The sequence below is a fragment of the Streptomyces sp. Tue6028 genome (assembly GCF_002300165.1).
GTDB classification, from domain to species: Bacteria; Actinomycetota; Actinomycetes; order Streptomycetales; family Streptomycetaceae; genus Streptomyces; species Streptomyces siamensis.
On sequence record NZ_MLCE01000019.1, the window covers coordinates 265,359 to 282,597 of the forward strand.

At 71.2% G+C, this 17,239-nt stretch carries 18 protein-coding genes; 13 read left to right on the forward strand and 5 right to left on the reverse strand.

The annotated features are described in order from the left end of the window. Positions 1–53: 53 nt before the first annotated feature. The 8 genes from BKI49_RS17210 (at position 54) to BKI49_RS35065 (ending at position 5,128) form a co-directional block, all read left to right on the forward strand. Positions 54–677, forward strand: a complete 624-nt coding sequence (locus BKI49_RS17210) for a DUF2637 domain-containing protein (RefSeq protein ID WP_095935164.1) — start codon at positions 54–56, stop codon at positions 675–677. 12 nt (positions 678–689) lie between these two features. Next, the gene (locus BKI49_RS17215; RefSeq protein ID WP_095935165.1) at positions 690–881 is read left to right on the forward strand and encodes a mobile element transfer protein; all 192 of its coding nucleotides are present in this window, start codon (positions 690–692) and stop codon (positions 879–881) included. 13 nt (positions 882–894) lie between these two features. Further along, positions 895–1,089, forward strand: a complete 195-nt coding sequence (locus tag BKI49_RS17220; protein WP_095935166.1) for a hypothetical protein — start codon at positions 895–897, stop codon at positions 1,087–1,089. 25 nt (positions 1,090–1,114) lie between these two features. Further along, a complete protein-coding gene (locus tag BKI49_RS17225; RefSeq protein ID WP_095935167.1) occupies positions 1,115–1,360 on the forward strand; it encodes a SpdD protein in 246 nt (81 codons plus the stop codon). A gap of 162 nt (positions 1,361–1,522) precedes the next feature. After that, positions 1,523–2,818 (forward strand): replication initiator, encoded by a 1,296-nt coding sequence (locus tag BKI49_RS17230; RefSeq protein ID WP_095935168.1) that lies wholly within the window; start codon positions 1,523–1,525, stop codon positions 2,816–2,818. Beyond that, on the forward strand, positions 2,811–3,047 hold the full coding sequence (locus tag BKI49_RS17235) for a helix-turn-helix domain-containing protein (RefSeq protein ID WP_095935169.1): 237 nt from the start codon (positions 2,811–2,813) through the stop codon (positions 3,045–3,047). The genes BKI49_RS17230 and BKI49_RS17235 overlap by 8 nt, the downstream gene beginning before the upstream one ends. Continuing rightward, positions 3,047–4,267, forward strand: coding sequence for a tyrosine-type recombinase/integrase (locus BKI49_RS17240; RefSeq protein WP_095935170.1), 1,221 nt, complete (start codon positions 3,047–3,049; stop codon positions 4,265–4,267). Before BKI49_RS17235 ends, BKI49_RS17240 begins: the two co-directional genes overlap by 1 nt. Positions 4,268–4,939: 672 nt before the next feature. Next, entirely contained in the window at positions 4,940–5,128 is a 189-nt protein-coding gene (locus BKI49_RS35065; RefSeq protein ID WP_143658464.1) for a hypothetical protein, read from the forward strand. Positions 5,129–5,213: 85 nt separating this feature from the next. Here BKI49_RS35065 and BKI49_RS17250 read toward each other — a convergent pair whose 3' ends face one another. Next, positions 5,214–5,975, reverse strand: coding sequence for a phosphoglyceromutase (locus BKI49_RS17250; protein ID WP_028804384.1), 762 nt, complete (start codon positions 5,973–5,975; stop codon positions 5,214–5,216). Between the two features lie 183 nt (positions 5,976–6,158). On the opposite strand from BKI49_RS17250, the gene BKI49_RS17255 reads away from it, so the two are divergent. After that, the gene (locus tag BKI49_RS17255; RefSeq protein WP_095935172.1) at positions 6,159–7,439 is read left to right on the forward strand and encodes an MDR family MFS transporter; all 1,281 of its coding nucleotides are present in this window, start codon (positions 6,159–6,161) and stop codon (positions 7,437–7,439) included. Between the two features lie 164 nt (positions 7,440–7,603). Here BKI49_RS17255 and BKI49_RS17260 read toward each other — a convergent pair whose 3' ends face one another. Further along, entirely contained in the window at positions 7,604–8,050 is a 447-nt protein-coding gene (locus BKI49_RS17260; protein ID WP_095935173.1) for a DUF2000 domain-containing protein, read from the reverse strand. 49 nt (positions 8,051–8,099) lie between these two features. Between BKI49_RS17260 and BKI49_RS17265 the strand changes: the two genes are divergently transcribed. Then, the gene (locus BKI49_RS17265; protein WP_095935283.1) at positions 8,100–8,909 is read left to right on the forward strand and encodes a helix-turn-helix transcriptional regulator; all 810 of its coding nucleotides are present in this window, start codon (positions 8,100–8,102) and stop codon (positions 8,907–8,909) included. Here BKI49_RS17265 and BKI49_RS17270 read toward each other — a convergent pair. The 3 genes from BKI49_RS17270 to mshA all read right to left on the reverse strand — a co-directional run bounded on the left by BKI49_RS17270 (position 8,906) and on the right by mshA (position 12,794). Continuing rightward, positions 8,906–10,669, reverse strand: a complete 1,764-nt coding sequence (locus BKI49_RS17270) for a glycosyl hydrolase family 28-related protein (RefSeq protein ID WP_095935174.1) — start codon at positions 10,667–10,669, stop codon at positions 8,906–8,908. The genes BKI49_RS17265 and BKI49_RS17270 overlap by 4 nt on opposite strands. A 126-nt stretch (positions 10,670–10,795) precedes the next feature. Next, positions 10,796–11,296, reverse strand: coding sequence for a type III secretion system chaperone family protein (locus BKI49_RS17275; RefSeq protein ID WP_095935175.1), 501 nt, complete (start codon positions 11,294–11,296; stop codon positions 10,796–10,798). Positions 11,297–11,456: 160 nt separating this feature from the next. Next, a complete protein-coding gene (mshA, locus tag BKI49_RS17280) occupies positions 11,457–12,794 on the reverse strand; it encodes a D-inositol-3-phosphate glycosyltransferase (RefSeq protein WP_179332478.1) in 1,338 nt (445 codons plus the stop codon). A gap of 316 nt (positions 12,795–13,110) precedes the next feature. On the opposite strand from mshA, the gene BKI49_RS17285 reads away from it, so the two are divergent. The 3 genes from BKI49_RS17285 (at position 13,111) to BKI49_RS17295 (ending at position 16,982) form a co-directional block, all read left to right on the forward strand. Beyond that, on the forward strand, positions 13,111–13,950 hold the full coding sequence (locus tag BKI49_RS17285; RefSeq protein WP_179332479.1) for a class I SAM-dependent methyltransferase: 840 nt from the start codon (positions 13,111–13,113) through the stop codon (positions 13,948–13,950). A 252-nt stretch (positions 13,951–14,202) separates the two neighbouring features. Then, complete coding sequence (locus BKI49_RS17290) at positions 14,203–15,288, forward strand: C40 family peptidase (protein WP_095935178.1); 1,086 nt, start codon at positions 14,203–14,205, stop codon at positions 15,286–15,288. Positions 15,289–15,653: 365 nt separating this feature from the next. Next, entirely contained in the window at positions 15,654–16,982 is a 1,329-nt protein-coding gene (locus BKI49_RS17295; RefSeq protein WP_095935179.1) for a PP2C family protein-serine/threonine phosphatase, read from the forward strand. The last annotated feature ends 257 nt before the right edge of the window (positions 16,983–17,239 follow it).

Genomic DNA, 17,239 nt, shown 5'->3' on the forward strand with positions numbered 1-17,239 from the left:
TCTCGCGCCACGTCCCTACCCCTCCCATGCCTGAAACCGGAAGGAGTCGCTGCATGCGCGCCCAACTGGCCCGCGTCGACGCGGTGCTCGTCCAAGCGGTCATCGCGGCAGCGCTGTCCTTCGCCCACCTGCACGACGTGGCCTCGGCGGCCGGACAGGACGGATGGAAAGCCTGGGCCTACCCGGTCTCGGTCGACCTGCTGCTCGTCGCCGCCTGGCGTCGACTGCGCTCCGGCGACGCGAAAGCCGCCGGCTGGTGCTGGTTCGTCATCGCACTCACGGCGTCCCTCGGAGCGAACGTCGCCACCGCCGGACTGCTCGACCTGGACCAGGTGCCTGCCTGGCTGCGCATCCTCGTAGCGGGCTGGCCCGCGGTCGCCTTCCTCGGCGGCACGCTCCTCGCCCATTCGGCGCCAGCACCGCAAGTGGGCGCGGAGGACGCCATACACGCCGTGGACCAGGAGGACGCGCCCGACCCGGCCCCAGCGGTCTCCGCTCAACCCGCCCCGCCCCTTGCTCCGACTCCCGTATCCGTCCCGGTCGCCCTGGTCGAGCACGCACGCAAGGTCGCCGCCGAGCACCAGACCCGTACCGGGGCGGCCATCGACACCCCGACCCTCCGCGCCCGACTCGGCGTCCCCGCTGCCATGGCCGACGCCATCGCCGCCCAGCTCTGAAAGGAGACCCGCGTGACCGCCAACCGTCGCTTCCGCTCCGTCACCCGCATCGGTCCCGTCCAGGTCGGCACGTCCTACGACAACCGCGGCCGAGAGAGGCACACCGCCGCCTGTACCGCTCCGCGCTGCGGCTTCTCCGCCGACTACGACAGCCGCGCTGCCGCCGAGCTGGCAGCCCGCACCCACCGCTGCCCCGTCCGCTGAAAGGACCTGCCCCGTGACCGTCAGCCTGCCCCTTGTCTTCGTCCTCGGGCTCATCGCCTGGGGAGCGGTCAAGTTCCTCGGCGTCCGTACCTGGGTCGTCGTGGTGGTCGCCCTGTTCGGCTTCCTGCTCTCACAGACCTTCATGGCCCCGGCCATCGACTCCGGCACGCGCTCCGGCGTGGACGTCATAAACGGCTCACACGACTAGACGAGTAGGCAAGGAGAGGACTGCCGTGTTCCTGCCCAAGTACCCCGACAACCCGACACCGCCGCCCGCGCACACCCACGCCCCGGCCGAATCGGCACCCGCACGACGCGCTGCCCCGCAGATCTCAATCAGCACGGGAGCAGTCGCGGCCGTCCTCGCCGGCGGAGTCGTCCTCACCGCGCTCCTGGCCGCCGTCGCCGTCACAGCCATCTCCGTGGCCATCGCCGCCGTGGTCCTGCGCTCGATGCTCCGCGACCAGCACCGCCGCTGAAAGCCGCTGACCAACAGGCCCCGGGGCGGCCTCGGTGCCGCCAAGCATCCACCGCCCCGGAGGCCTTACCCCTCCTGACGAAGCCAGAAGGAGAAAGCCATCAGCACCCGTTCCACTCCGCCCCCGCTTCCCGAACTCGCCGAACTGGCCTCGCTCGGCACCATGCCCGATCTGCTGCGGCAACTCTCCAGCCTCGGCGGCTGCACCCACCCGATTCGCCTCGACGGCTACCGCACCGAGTACGACGTGAATACCCGCACCGGCGAGATCGGCACCGTCCTCCACCGCCTCGACTCCACCAGCCTCCCGGCCGATCACCTCCTGGTCCGCTGCAACAACCGCCGCTCAAGCCGCTGCGAACCCTGCGCCGAGGTGTATCGCCGCGACACCTTCCACCTGATCACCTCCGGCCTACGCGGCGGCAAGGGCGTCCCCGAACGCGTCGCCGCACACCCTCGCGTCTTCGCCACCTTCACCGCCCCCGGTTTCGGCCCCGTCCACAACCGCCCCACGGGCCCGGCAGGTTCGGCCCGCCGCTGCCGATGCGGCGTCCACCACGACCAGGATGACTACACCCTCGGCACCCCGCTCGACCCGGACACCTACGACTACGAGTCCGCCGTCCTCTGGAACGCGCACGCAGGTCCGCTCTGGCGCCGCTTCTCCACCTACCTGCGCCGGGAGGTCGCCAAGCGCGCCGGACTCTCACAGCGCGCGTTCCGCCAGTACGCCCGCGTCTCCTTCGCCAAGGTCGCCGAGTACCAGAAGCGCGGCGCCGTCCACTTCCACGCAGTGATCCGCATCGACGGCCCCGAGGGCGGCGACACATCACCTCCCGCCTGGGCCACTGCCGAACTGCTCACCGACGCCATCGGCGCCGCTGCTGCTCACGTCCGCGTGGACGGCCCGGTCATCGACGGACGCGCGCACGCCTTCACCTTCGGTCGACAGCTCGACGTCCGCGCTATCCGCTCAGCCGACTTCGACGGCGGCCAGGAGCTGACCGAGCGAGCTGTCGCCTCTTACATCGCCAAGTACGCCACCAAGGGCGCCGAGACCGCGACGGGGGCCCTCGATCGTCCGCTGAAATTCCTCGCCGAACTCGCCCAACTCGACATCAGCGACCACGCTCGCCAGCTGATCCGAACGGCTTGGACGCTCGGCGCCCGCAAGGAGTTAGAGGAGCTCCGGCTCCGGGCCTGGGCTCACATGCTCGGCTTCCGCGGCCACTTCTCCACCAAGTCCCGCCGCTACTCCACCACCCTCGGTGCCCTCCGAACCGCCCGCGCCGAATGGCGCCGAGCGCAAGCCGCAACGGCAGCCGAGGGCGGCACGGACACGACCCTCGTCGTCTCGCACTGGGTCTTCGCCGGAACGGGACTGTCCTCCGCCGAAGCCTGGCTCGCCTCATCGCTCGATCCCGCCCCCGGAACAGAAGGAGAACCGACTCATGGCTGAGCGGCGCCTTACCGTGGCGCAGGTTCCCGAGTCGCCGCGCCCTCTTCCAGCGCGGTACCTCACTCCTCTCGATGTCGCCGAACTTCTGGGTGTGCCGATCGAGACGGTCTACCAGTGGCGCCGGAAGCGGACCGGTCCCCGCGGCTTCCGGGTCGGCCGGCACCTGCGCTACGACCCCGACGACGTCCGGGCGTGGGTCGAGTCCCTACTGAAAGGGGCTGTTGCCTGATGGCCGGACACATCCAAGACCGCTGGTACAAGAGTGAGACGGGTCCGGACGGCAGGGTCCGCAAGGTCAAGAGCGACCGCTACGGCTCCGGACTTCGCTACCGAGCGCGGTACGTCGGCCCGGACGGTACAGAGAAGGCCAAGAGCTTTCCCGACCGGCAGAAGCGGCTTGCCGATCAGTGGCTCGCCCACATCGAGGCGGATATGGCACGCGGGCAGTACATCGACCCGCGCGCGGCCCGGATCACGTTCCAGCAGTACGCCGAACGCTGGGTAGGGACGCAGGGCGCCGACCCGAACACCCAGGCTTCGATGGAGTCGCAGCTTCGGCTGCACGCCTTCCCGTACCTCGGTACGCGTCCGCTCGGCGCCTTCCAGCCTGCTCACATCCGCGACTGGGTGCGGCAGCTCCAGGAGAACGGCATCCGTGGCTCGTATGCCCGGACGATCTACTCCAATGTGCGTGCTGCGCTGAGCGCGGCCGTGGATGACGGGCATCTCCCCCGCAACCCGTGCGCGGCTCGCTCGGTCCGGCCGCCGACCGTCGACAGCAAGCGCGTCATGCCGTGGACGCCGGAACAGGTCTTCGCTGTTCGTGCCGCCATGCCCGAGCGCTTCCGGGCGATGGTCGACCTGGGCGGTGGCTGCGGGCTCCGCCAGGGCGAGATTCTTGGGGTCGCCGTCGACGCGGTCGACTTCGAGTCGGACACGCTTCACGTAGTCCAGCAGCTCAAGCTGAGCCGCAGCAAGGCGGTGTTCGCTCCGCCGAAGGGCGGCAAGCTGCGGGACGTCCCGCTCCCCGGGCCGGTCGCTGAGGCCCTCCGGGCGCACATGAAGGAGTTCCCGCCGGTCGAGATCACGTTGCCGTGGAAGGTCGCGGACGGTCCCCCGGTGACCAAGCGGCTGATCTTCACCGGGCCGCGTGGAGGTCATGTCTGGCGTACGTCGCTCAACGAGGAGGCGTGGAAGCGGGCGCTGGCAGGCGCCGGGGTGATCCCGGTCCCCGAGCGTGGACAGCCGTACGCCGAGTCCCGCGAGAACGGCATGCACGCGCTCCGACACTTCTACGCGTCGGTGCTCCTGGACGCCGGAGAGAACATCAAGGCCCTCGCCGAGTACCTGGGCCACTCGGACCCCGGTCTGACGCTCCGTGTGTACGCACACCTGATGCCGTCCAGCCAGGAGCGCACGCGTAAGGCGATTGCAGCTGTCTTCGCCTGATCTGGGGCAGTGCCGTTGACCATGGGTTTGACATGTTGAGCGCCATGATTCGCGGAACCAGGGAGTGAAATCACCATCACCGATATGACGTCGCCCACATCAAATCACGAACCACGATTCGCGGAACCAGGAAGTGAAATCACCATCACCGATATGACGTCGCCCGCACCAAATCACGACCACGATTCGCGGAACCAGGAAGTGAAATCACCATCACCGATATGACGCCACCCACACCAAATCACGACCACGATTCGCGGAACCAGGAAGTGAAATCACCATCACCGATATGACGCCACCCACACCAAATCACGAACCACGATTGCCTACCAGCTCTACTGCCTGGCCGGCCGCCCGGCCAGCCGTCCGCCCACCCGACCACCCGGCCGCCCGGCCGCCCAGTTCCGCGAATCCTCGTTTCCGAGAATTCTCACTTCTGCCCTCTCGCAGTTTTCGAGAGATACCGGAGGCGGTGTGCGCCCAACACCTCTTCGGAAGCGTCACCCTTCGGACCGAAGCGTGCTTATTGCAGGCCCTAGCTGCGGGTTTGCACGGCTCACAGATAAGCCGCTAAATTCTCCGTGCCGCCAAGGGAACACAAGGGGCCGCTCACTGGCATGAGCGGCCCCTTACCCCGTCGGTGCACTTATCCCCCGACCTATAGGAGAAGCAATGCGTCCTGCGGAGGAACCCATCCTGGCACGCCGCGGCCTGCGTATCGACCTCACCCCTCGTGAGCTGCACCTCGCCATCGTCGGCATCGGAGGCGCAGCACTGGCCATGTGGGTCGGCGCTGAACCTCTCACCGTCCTCCCGTTGGCCTTCCTCGTGGCGGTTCGAGTGAGGATCCACCGCATCTAGCGCGACGGCCCCGACACGGCCCAAGCGCACAGAAGAGCCCCCTCCTGCTCGCAAAGCTGCAGGTAGGGGGCTTCTTCAGCTGGGCTTACTTCTTCTTGCCCTGGTTCTTGACCGCCTCGATGGCGGCCGCGGCGGCATCCGGGTCGAGGTAGGTGCCGCCGGGCTTGACCGGCTTGAAGTCGGCGTCCAGCTCGTAGGCGAGGGGGATGCCGGTCGGGATGTTCAGGCCCGCGATGTCGGCGTCGGAGATGCCGTCGAGGTGCTTGACGAGGGCGCGCAGGCTGTTGCCGTGGGCGGCGACCAGGACCGTGCGGCCGGTGAGGAGGTCCGGGACGATGCCGTCGAACCAGTACGGGAGCATGCGGACGACGACGTCCTTCAGGCACTCCGTCTGCGGGCGCAGCTCCGGCGGGAGCGTGGCGTAGCGCGGGTCGGAGAACTGGGAGTACTCGGCGTCACGCGCGAGCGGCGGGGGCGGGGTGTCGTACGAGCGGCGCCAGAGCATGAACTGCTCCTCGCCGAACTCGGCGAGCGTCTGCGCCTTGTCCTTGCCCTGGAGGGCGCCGTAGTGCCGCTCGTTCAGGCGCCAGGAGCGGTGCACCGGGATCCAGTGGCGGTCGGCGGCCTCCAGCGCGAGCTGCGCCGTGCGGATCGCGCGCTTCTGCAGCGAGGTGTGGACCACGTCGGGCAGCAGGCCGGCGTCCTTGAGCAGCTCACCGCCGCGGACTGCCTCCTTCTCGCCCTTCTCGTTGAGGTTGACGTCCACCCAACCGGTGAACAGGTTCTTCGCGTTCCATTCGCTCTCGCCGTGGCGGAGGAGGATCAGCTTGTACGGTGCGTCGGCCATGGCCCCGAGCGTAATCGAACCCGCTGATCGCTCGCGCCCTCGCCCGGCAGGCGGACAGTACGGCCCGTCGTCGCCGGTCGGTTGACGGCATCTGTTAATCGAGTGGCCTTCCCGCCCCCTCTCTTCGTAAGTTGTGCTCACCGCTTGAGCCGCTTACTCACCTGCCTGACCGGGGGGTCCCGCATGTCACTCGTCTCGCTGAGACGCGCCGCCCGAGAGTCCGTCTCGGGGCTGCCCCGCGAGTTCTGGTGGCTGTGGACCAGCACCCTCGTGAACCGGCTCGGCGCCTTCGTCGCCACCTTCATGGCGCTGTACCTCACCCTGGACCGCGGGTACTCCGCCTCGTACGCGGGTCTGGTGGCGTCCCTGCACGGCCTGGGCGGTGTCGTCTCCTCGCTCGGCGGCGGTGTGATGACCGACCGCCTGGGCCGCCGGCCCACCCTGCTGATCTCCCAGCTGTCGACGGCCTTCGCGGTCGCGCTGCTCGGCTTCGTGCACGATCCCGTGGCGATCGCCGCGGTCGCCTTCCTGGTGGGCATGGCCTCGAACGCCTCCCGGCCCGCCGTGCAGGCGATGATGGCCGACATCGTCCGCCCGGAGGACCGCGTGCGCGCGTTCTCCCTCAACTACTGGGCGATCAACCTGGGGTTCGCCGTCTCCTCCATGGCGGCCGGATTCATCGCCGAGTTCAGTTACCTCGCGGGCTTCCTGATCGAGGCCGGGATGACGCTCGTCTGCGCCGTCGTCGTCTTCGTGAAGCTGCCGGAGTCCCGGCCGGTCCTCACCGACAAGGCCGCGGCGGAACCGGCGGTCGGTCTCGGGACCGTGCTGCGCGACGGACGGTTCATGAGCGTCGTCGGGCTGTCGTTCCTCGTCGCCCTCGTCTTCCAGCAGGGGTCCGTGGGGCTTCCGGTCGCGATGGGCGAGGCGGGCTTCACCCCGGCCGACTACGGCATGGCGGTCGCCGTCAACGGCTTCCTCATCGTCGCGCTGCAGATCCCGGTCACCCGTTTCATCGAGCACCGGGACCCGAAGCGGCTGCTCGTGGTCTCGTCACTGCTCGCCGGGTACGGCTTCGGCCTCACCGCCTTCGCCGGCTCGGTCGGGGTCTTCGCCCTGACGGTGTGCGTGTGGACGCTCGCGGAGATCGTCAACGCGCCCACCCAGACGGGGCTGGTCGTCCGCCTCTCCCCGGTGCACGGCCGTGGCCGCTACCAGGGCATGTACACCCTGTCCTGGTCCCTCGCCGCGCTCGTCGCTCCGCTGATGTCCGGCCTGGTCATCGACCGGTTCGGCGCGGAGTGGCTGTGGGGGCTGTGCGCCGTGGTCGGCACGGCGGCGGGACTGGGGTACGCGATGCTGATGCGAAGCCTGCCCGCGGAGGAGCCCTCCTTCGTGGAGACGCCGGCCGCGCCCTCCGCCGCGCCGCCGGTCTCCCCGGCGACGGAGGTCGGAGCCGCCTGACGCCGGGGCACGGACGCCGGGACGACGGGACACGGAGAGACAGGGAACACAGGGACGCAGGGACATCGGTGCGATGCGGGCCGGACGGGGACAACCCCGTGCGGCCCGCATCGGGACACCCGTCGGCCGCGGCGTTCCGCCGTACATGTCCGGCCCGCCCGTGTTCAGTGGTGCATCCGCGCGCCCTTCATCACCTTGTCCACCCCGTTCCGCGGCCCGTACACGGCCATCCCCACGAGGTCCAGGTCCGCCGCCGGCACGGCCCGCACGGCCGCCCGGTTGTCCCGGTCGTTGCCGGTGGCGAACAGGTCGGAGGTGAAGACGGCCCGCGGCAGCTGCCGGGACAGCGCACGGCCGTGGGCGGCGGTCAGCGTCTCCTTGGACCCCTCGAAGACGAGGACGGGCTGCCGGAACATGGGCAGATAGGCGGTCCCGTCGGCGTCCTCGTACGGCTCGCCGATCACCTCGGGGACGGCGCTGCCGAGGCCGCTGACGAGGAACGCCGTCACATTGAGCCGCTGCCAGGGCTCCAGGTCGTCCCGCAACAGGACGGCGATCTTGGTGTCGAAGCGGATGGGTTCGATGTCCGGGCTGCCGGTGCTGCTGCTCATGCGTCGAGACTGCCGACCGCCCTACCGCGTCGTCTTGTACGTTCTTTGCATGGCCCCGCACCGGGAGATCACGGCGTGGCGTCCGGGAGTCCCGGGTGTCGTGGAGGTCTTCCACGCCCACTACACCGAGTACGCGTACCCGATGCACGTCCACGAGGCGTGGACGCTGCTGATCGTCGACGACGGAGCGGTGCGGTACGACCTCGACCGGCACGAGCACGGCACCCCGCACGACACGGTCTCGCTGCTCCCGCCGTACGTCCCCCACAACGGTTCGCCGGTCACCGAGCACGGCTTCCGCAAGCGCGTCCTCTACCTCGACCTGAGCATGCTCGACGAGAGCTGGATCGGGCCCGCGATGGACGGGCCGGACCTCGTCGATCCGGTGCTGCGACGCCGCGTCGGGCAGATGCACACCGCGCTCGCACACCCCGGGGACGAGCTGGAGGCGGAGAGCAGGCTGACGCTGGTCGCGGAGCGGCTGCGCGGCCGGCTGCGCCCCCGGGCGGCCGGCGCACCGGCGCGCCCCGACCGCCCGCTCGCCCGCCGGCTGCGCGAACTCCTCGACGAGCGGCTGGTCGCGGGCCTGACCCTCGACGAGGCGGCCGGGCTGGTGCACGCCCATCCCGCCCATCTGGTGCGGGCGTTCAGCGAGGCGTACGGCATCGCCCCGCACCAGTACCTGATGTCCCGTCGCGTCGACCGCGCCCGCCGTCTGCTGCTCGACGGCGGGGCGCCGGGCGACGTCGCCGCCGCGACCGGCTTCTACGACCAGTCCCATCTCGGCCGCCATTTCAAGCGGTTGGTGGGCGTGACACCGGGCCGGTACGCGCGCACCGACCTCGGCAGGCCGATCTAGAGGTCGCGCTGGGCCTCGTACAGATTGCGCGGGCGCACCACGCCCGTGGTCCCGTACAGCTCCAGACGGGAGTGCAGGTCCCCGGTGAAGTCCGGTACGTCGATCTGGTCGAACTCGCTGACCTCGTCGACCCCGACGGTGGCGCTGCGGGGCGCGAGGCCGTCGATCTTCATGAGGCCGGCGCGGCCGTTGGTCACGCGGATGTTCCAGTGGGTGAAGCGCGCGCCGAACAGCGGTCCGGCGGAGGCGTCGCCGCCGTGGCGGCCGTTGTTGTTCACCGTGATGTCGGTGCGGACGTTCGCGAACGGCAGCCCGCGGTGGCTGTCGAAGGTGCCCATCTGCATCTCCCCGCGCGACCAGACGTTGTACGAGGACAGGCCTTCGACGTTGATGCCGTGGAGCTGCGTCCCGGCGGGGGCGGGCACCGTGCGCTGCTCGACGGTGAAGTCCTCGACGAGGTTGTCGTGCGAGCCTTCGCGGCAGAAGTACGGGTGGTGCGAGCCGCGGCCGGCGACCCTGGTGCGGCGCAGGGTGCAGGCGGAGGCGGCGACGAGGCCGAAGCCGTTGTCCACGTGGCGCACGACGACGTCGTCGGCCCAGCAGTCGTAGGCGCACTGGAAGACGACGCCGTTGTACCCCTTGTCGAGCAGGTGCGGGGACTGCGGGGTCTCGACGGCCTCCAGGGTGAGTCCCTCGACCCCCGAGCCGGTCAGTTCCGGCACGTGCGTGGTCAGGCGCGGGTCCCATTCGGGCCGGACGTCGAGCGGGAGGGGGCGCTCCAGGGTGACCTTGCGGCCGCGGACGTGCGTGATGCGCACGGGCCACTCGTAGGGGACGTACGAGGTGAGTTTCGTCTTGTCGTCCCAGTAGTACGCCTCGGGGCCGGGGCCGCCGCCCGACATGTGCTCCAGGAGCGTGTGTCCGTCGTCGTCGGCGAGGCGGAGCAGGACGAGCCCGCCGGGCCGCAGCCGGGACGCGTCGGCGACCGTCACGGTCCAGGAGCCCTGGCGGGCGGGTTCGACCGTCGTGAGGGTCTCCCACTCGTCGCGCCTGTTGCCGGTCCAGCCCTCGAAGGGCCAGGCCTTCGCCCTGATCGCGGCGACGAGCGACTCCCAACGGGCGGTCGGGGCGAGCCAGATGAGGCCGCCCGCCCAGGACCAGGACGATTTGTCGCCGCCGTAGCGGGAACCGTAGGCGCCGATCAGCTCGGTGAGGTTCCGGGTCGCGTACAGCTTCGTACGGTCGCTGCCGGCACCGCGCAGGACGACGTTCGAGTGCCCGAGGCGAATCAGGTCGTCGATGCGGAAGGTGCCGGGCGGGATGAGAACCGTGCCACCGCCGGCCCTCCCGGCAGCGGCGATGGCACGGTTGATCGCGGGGGCGCAGTCGGTGCTGCCGTCGTCCGTCACATCGCCGTGGTCGCGGATGTCGGCGACGACGGGGCGGCGGGGGAAGCGCGCCGCCCCGCCGCCGCGGCCGGACCGGCCGACGTACGGGATCTGCGGGTGGGTGAACGGCGTGCGGGTGAACTCGTGCCAGAGGGCGGGGACTTGGCCCTGTCCCGCGGACGGGGCGTGTCCCTGTCGTGCGGGGGACGCGGCGGCCGTCCCCGCCGCGCCGGTCACGGCGACGGCCGCCACGGCGGTGGCGCCGGCGAGCAGGCGCCGTCTGCTGACGGTGTCGCGCCCACCGCTCACCTCGCCGCGGTCGAGCGCTGAGTTCCCGCCGTTCCCGTTGCTCCCGAAGCTCCCGTTGCTCATGCCCGTCCGCCCTCCATTGCTTCCATGGATGTGAACGACGTTCAGATCTGCGTCGGCGGTGAGCATGCCATGAGGACTCCGGGCGGGGAAGAGGGTGCGCGACCCCTAATTACCGATCGGCGTCGGTCAGTTGGCGGGACGCTGGGTCAGATGACTGAACGCGTCCAGATTGCGGGTCGACTCGCCGCGGGACACCCGCCAGGCGTACTCCCTGCGGATCGCGGACGCGAAACCGAGCTCCAGAAGGGTGTTGAAGGCGCCGTCGGCGGCCTCCAGGACGGAGCCGAGCAGCCGGTCGACCTCCTGCGCGGTGACCGCGGCCAGCGGCAGCTTGCCGACCAGGTAGACGTCCCCGAGCGGGTCGACCGCGTAACCGACCCCGTAGAGCTTCAGGTTGCGCTCCAGCAGCCAGCGGTGGACCGCTTCCGCGTTCTCGTCGGGGTGGCGGATCACGAACGCGTTCAGCGACAGCGAGTGCTTGCCGACGATCAGCGAGACGGTCGTGGACAGCTTCCGGGTGCCGGGGAGCTTGACCACGTAGGTGCCGGGCTCGGGGCTCTCCCACTCGAGCTCGGCGTCCTTGAAGACCCCCTCGATGACCTGTGCCGCCCGCTGTACGTCCGCCATGCAGGGAGCGTACGTCAGAGCGGGCACGGCCCGGAGGCCGGTGCGACCGCGGCGGGCGCCGCCGCGGGCCGGTGTCGGCCGGTGCGGGCACGCACCCCGTACCCCCGCGGACGAGTGTCGGCCGTGACGGGCGCGCACCCGCCACCGCCGCGGCCGGGTGTCAGCCGGTGCGCGCACGCACCCGGCGCCGGTGGGCCTGCGCCGCGGCCGTATACACGTCCGCCGTGGCACCGGCGGCGGCGTCCCAGCCGAAGCACTCCGCGTGACGTGCGGCGGCGGCGCCCATCCGGTCCGTGAGCGCCCGGTCGTCCGCGAAACGGCGCAGCACGCTCGCGTAGGCGGCGGGGTCATGGCCCTGCACGAGGAAGCCGGTCTTCTGGTCGCACACGGCGACGGGCAGTCCGCCGACCGACGCCGCGAGCACCGGCGTACCGGCCGCCTGCGCCTCGATGGCGACCAGGCCGAAGGACTCGCTGTACGAGGGCATGACCAGCACCGACGCCGCCCGGAACCAGTCCGCCAGCTGCTCCTGGCCGACGGGCGGCCGGAAGCGCACGACATCGGCGATGCCCAGCCGCGCGGCGAGCTTCTGCAGTCCCTCGGGCTTGGCGAGACCGCTGCCGCTGGGGCCGCCGACCACGGGGACGACGATCCTGCCGCGCAGCTCCGGACGCTCGTCGAGCAGGACGGCGACCGCGCGCAGCAGCACGTCGGGGGCCTTCAGGGGCTGTATGCGGCCCGCGAACAAGGGGATCAGCGCGTCCTGCGGGAGCCCGAGGCGGGCCCGGGCGGCGGCGCGGCCGTCGGCGGGACGGAAGCGGTCGAGGTTGACGCCGGGGTGGACGACGGCGACCTTTCCGGGTTCGGCCTCGTAGTGGCGGACGAGCTCGTCCGCCTCCTCCGCGGTGTTCGCGATGAGGCGGTCGGCGGCGCGCACGATCTGGGTCTCGCCGATGACACGGGCGGCCGGCTCGGGGGTGTCGCCCTCGGCCAGCGCGGCGTTCTTGACCTTCGCCATGGTGTGCATCGCGTGCACCAGGGGCGCGCCCCAGCGCTCGGCGGCGAGCCAGCCGACGTGACCGGAGAGCCAGTAGTGCGAGTGGACCAGGTCGTAGTAGCCGGGGCGGTGACCGGCCCAGGCCTGCATCACGCCGTGCGTGAAGGCGCACAGCTGGGCGGGCAGGTCTTCCTTGGCGAGGCCCTCGTAGGGGCCCGCGTCGACGTGCCGGACGAGGACCCCGGGGGCCAACTCGACGGCCGGCGGCAGGGCGCCGGTGGTGGCGCGCGTGAAGATCTCGACCTCGATGTTGATCGCCGCGAGGCGCTGCGCGAGCTCCACGATGTACACGTTCATGCCGCCCGCGTCGCCCGTGCCGGGCTGGTGCAGCGGCGAGGTGTGCACGGAGAGCATCGCGACGCGACGGGGCCTGCGGTGCAGCCTGAGCCGTGCGGACGCCGTCGGGGAGCGACGCCCGAGCCTGCCGACATACTGGCTCACGTGGCGTTCCTCCTTGCTGCGGGCATGCCGGTCGGAGGACGCTGCACGCCCTCCGAAGAGGGCAAACGCCGGAGCGGCCTGCTCCATTTCCTCTTTGCCGAATCATTACCCCTGCTCGCTCAACCGTTCGATACCGGGATGCGTACACCGCCGTGCCCCATTGGCGTACGAGCTCCGAGGCGAGCCCCGGAGCGGGCATCCGCCGGGGGCGCCCGAGGGTGCTGGGCCGGGATGTTTTCCACAGGTGTGGGCAAGGGGCCGGGGGGTTGTCCACAGGCGCGACCGGCCCCCGCCGGACGCGCCTACTCTCGTACGCATGACAACCCGCGCCGCGTCCCGCCCCGTGGGTACGGTGACGCGCGGGACGACCAACCCCAACCGCCTGCGCCGCATGGACCGCTGGATCGCGGCCGTCCACGGCGCCGAACTGCGCAGGTCCACCGACCCGATGGCCGTCGACCTCGGGTACGGGGCGGCGCCCTGGACGGCCGTCGAGCTCCTGACCCGTCTGCGCACCACGGCACCGCGCACCCGCGTGGTGGGCGTGGAGATCGAACCGGCCCGCGTCGCGGCCGCCCGTCCGTACGAGCGCGAGGGCCTCACCTTCCGGCACGGCGGCTTCGAGGTGCCCGTGCCCGGCAGCCCGACCCTCATCCGCGCGGCCAACGTGCTGCGCCAGTACGACGAGGAGCAGGTCGCCGAGGTGTGGCGGCGCCTGTGCGCCCGCCTCGCGCCGGCCGGACCCGCCGGCCTGGGCGGGCTGCTGGTCGAGGGCACCTGCGACGAGATCGGCCGCCGGCACGTCTGGGTCGCCCTCGGCCCGGAGGGCCCCCGCACCGTCACCTTCGCCGCCCGGCTCGGCTCCCTGGACCGGCCGTCCGACCTGGCCGAGCGCCTGCCGAAGGCCCTCATCCACCGCAATGTCCCGGGCGAGCCGGTCCACGCCTTCCTGCGCGACTTCGACCGCGCCTGGGCTGCCGCCGCGCCCTACGCCTCGTACGGCGCGCGACAGCGCTGGATACGCACGGTCCGCGACCTGAAGGCCGACTGGCCGGTGACCGACGGCGTGACGCGCTGGCGGCAGGGCGAAGTCACCGTGCGCTGGGAGGCGTTGGCGCCGGGCACGGCCAAGGAGTCTTCCTCCGCCCGGTTCTGACACCGGGGCACCTCGGCCTAGAAGCTCTGCCTGGTGGCCGCCAGGGGGCCATGGCCTGCCGCGATCCGACATCTCGGCGCGAGCGGAACGAATTCGGTGACTGATTCGTCACACCGGCGGGGAGATCGTCTTGCGGAAGCGGGTGCGGGGGAAGGGAGTTCTTGCCCGCCTCTGTCGCATTGCGCTCCGACATGGCACGATCCCCGATGCATCCGTAAGTTACTGACGGTAAATCAGTTTGGGGGCAGGTACATGGGATCCGGCAAGCGGAGCCTGACCACGGCGGCCATGGCCCTGGCCTGCGCATGTGCCTGCGCGGTGCTGGCAACACCGGGCGTGGCGTACGCGAGTCCGACACCGACACCGACCCGGACACCCACCGCGACCCCCACGCCCGCGGCCGACAAGGACCTCGAAGCGGTCCGCGCGAAGCTGGACGAGCTCTACCACGACGCGGCACTCGCCACGGATGCCTACAACGCGGCCGAGGAGAAGGCGAAGAAGCAGTCCGCCGAACTCGTCGACCTGGCCCGCGAGATCGTCAAGGGCCAGGCGAAACTGGACAAACTGAAGGACCGGGCGGGCGCCGCGGCGCGGGCGCAGTACCGCGGCGGAGGGCTGCCCCCCGAGGCACGGCTGTGGCTGAGCGACGACCCGCAGGAGTTCCTGGACGGCGCGGGACGCGTGCGGCAGGGCCAGCACGCGACCAAGGGGCTGATGGGCGAGCTGACGCGCACCCAGCAGGACTTGGAGCAGTACGCGAAGGACGCCTCCGCGCAGTGGCAGAAGCTGGAGGCCAACCGCAAGGCCAAGGCTGCGGCCAAGAAGAAGATCAAGCAGCGCATCTCCGACGCCGAGAAGCTGGAGTCCCAGCTGGAGAAGGAGGAGAAGGAGCGGCTGGCCAAGCTGGAGGAAGAGGCCGCCTACCAGGCGCAGACGGCCTGGCTGAGCTCCGGCGTCCTCGCCGAGATCAACAGCGAGGCGTCCGCGCAGGGCAAGAAGGCCGTGAAGTACGCGACCGGCCAGATCGGCAAGCCCTACGAGTGGGGCGCCGAGGGCCCGAAGTCCTACGACTGCTCGGGGCTCACCTCCCAGGCCTGGGCGTCCGCCGGCCACCCCGTCCCGCGCACCTCTCAGGAGCAGTGGAAGCAGCTCCACCGCGTCGACATCAAGGACATGCGCCCCGGCGACCTGATCATCTACTTCGACGACGCGAGCCACGTCGGGATGTACATAGGAGACGGCGCGATCGTGCACGCCCCCCGGCCCGGCCGGACGGTGACGATCACCGGAGCGGGTTCGATGCCGATCCTCGGGGTCGTCCGCCCCGACGCGTGACCCGGACACCCCACCCCGGGCGCCGGGTGACCCGGACCCCGCCCCGGGGACCCGCGCGCCCCGGACCCGACCCCGGGGAGCCGCATGACCCGGATCCCGTCCCGGGGAGCCGCGTGACCTGCCCCACGTGACCCACCGCACGGTTGCCCTCGGGAGTCAACCCCGGGGACGTGACCTTCGTCATCCCCGGTGAGACCGCGTCCTGTCCAAATGCGTTACGGGATGCGGCATATGACGCTGGCGGTTTGCCGGACGCCGTGCCGTACGCCATTCCGCTGCGGCACCGGCTGACGCTATGGTCCCCGTCGGTGGGTCGAGGTCCCTTGCCCCACCACGCCCTCGGGGGGAGGGAAGGAACCCACACGATGCCCGTACCCGTACCGCGGCAGAGAGCGATCCCGGCCGTGGAGAGTGGTCAGGCTCAAGCCGTGTTCTCACCCGGCGGCCCATCCGGACATGCGACCGGCGGCCCCTCCGGGTCAGTCCCGGCTCCTCGCGCCACCGCTCCGGTCGACAGCACCACCAATCTGACCCTGCTGGTCATCGAGGACGACCCGGCCGGTTCCCTCAGCGTGCCCGAAATGCTCGACGCGGCCGGCAAGCCGATCCGCGTCCGTACCGCCCGCAACCTCACCGAGGCCGAGCGGCTGCTCACCGACGACGTCCACTGCATCCTGCTCGACCTCGCGCTGCCCGCGCCGGGCCGGGCGGCGGAGGGCGACGACGAGCTGACCGTGCTCAAGCACGTCCTTCAGCTCGCCCCCCGGCATGCCGTCCTCGCGCTCACCGCGTCCGGCGACGCCGAGCGCGGCGCCGAGGCGGTGCGGGTGGGCGCCCAGGACTACCTCCTGCGCGAGGAACTCGACGGGCGACTGCTGAGCCGCGCCATCCGGTACGCGGTGGAGCGCAAGCGTTCCGACCGGGCCGAGCGCCGGCTCACCGAGTCGAAGCTCCGCGCCCAGGAGAACGCGCGCCTGGAGCGCGGCCTGCTGCCGACCCCGCTGCTGGACGGCTCCCCGCTGCGTTTCGCCGCGCGCTACCGTCCGGGCCGCTCCCGCGCCCTGCTCGGCGGCGACTTCTACGACACCGTGCGCACCGCCGACGGCACCGTGCACGCGATGATCGGCGACGTCTGCGGGCACGGGCCCGACGAAGCGGCGCTCGGCGTGGAGCTGCGCATCGCCTGGCGCGCCCTGACCTTTGCGGGCCTGTGCGGCGACGAGCTCCTCTCGACGCTCCAGCAGGTCCTGGAGCACGAGCGCGAGAGCGACGAGATCTTCGCGACGCTCTGCACCGTGGACATCGCTCCGGACGGCCGCCGCGCCGGGCTCTGCCTGGCCGGTCACCCGTCCCCGCTGATCGCCCGACCCGGCCGCCAGGCCGAGCTGCTGCCGTACGAGAACAACGGCCCCGCGCTCGGTCTGCTGCCGCACGCGCGCTGGCCGCGCATGCAGGTGGAGCTGGGCGCCGCATGGAGCCTGATGCTGTACACCGACGGCCTGATCGAGGGCCACATCGGTGAGGGCAAGGACCGGCTCGGCCAGGACGGCATGGTGGACATGGTCCGCCGTCAGCTGGCCCAGGGACTCCAGGGAGAGGAACTGCTGCGCGCCGCGGTGAGCGAGGTGCGCGAACTCAACGGCGGTGAGCTGACGGACGACGTGGCGGTGCTGCTGCTGGACAGGACGCCCTGAGGCCCACCTGTCGGATCGTGCCCGGGCCACGGGGTCCGCGGCACGCCCACCTGTGCCGTGCGGGGAGGGGCGGGCGAGATACGGCTGGCGTGGTCACCGGCCGCCGCTGTCCGGTCGGCGTGGTCACCGGCCACCGCTCATCCGGTCGGCGGGGTCACCGGCCACCGCTCATCCAGTCGGCGGGGTCACCGGCCGCCGCTCATCCAGTCGGCGGGGTCACCGGCCACCGCTCATCCGGTCGGCGTGGTCACCGGCCG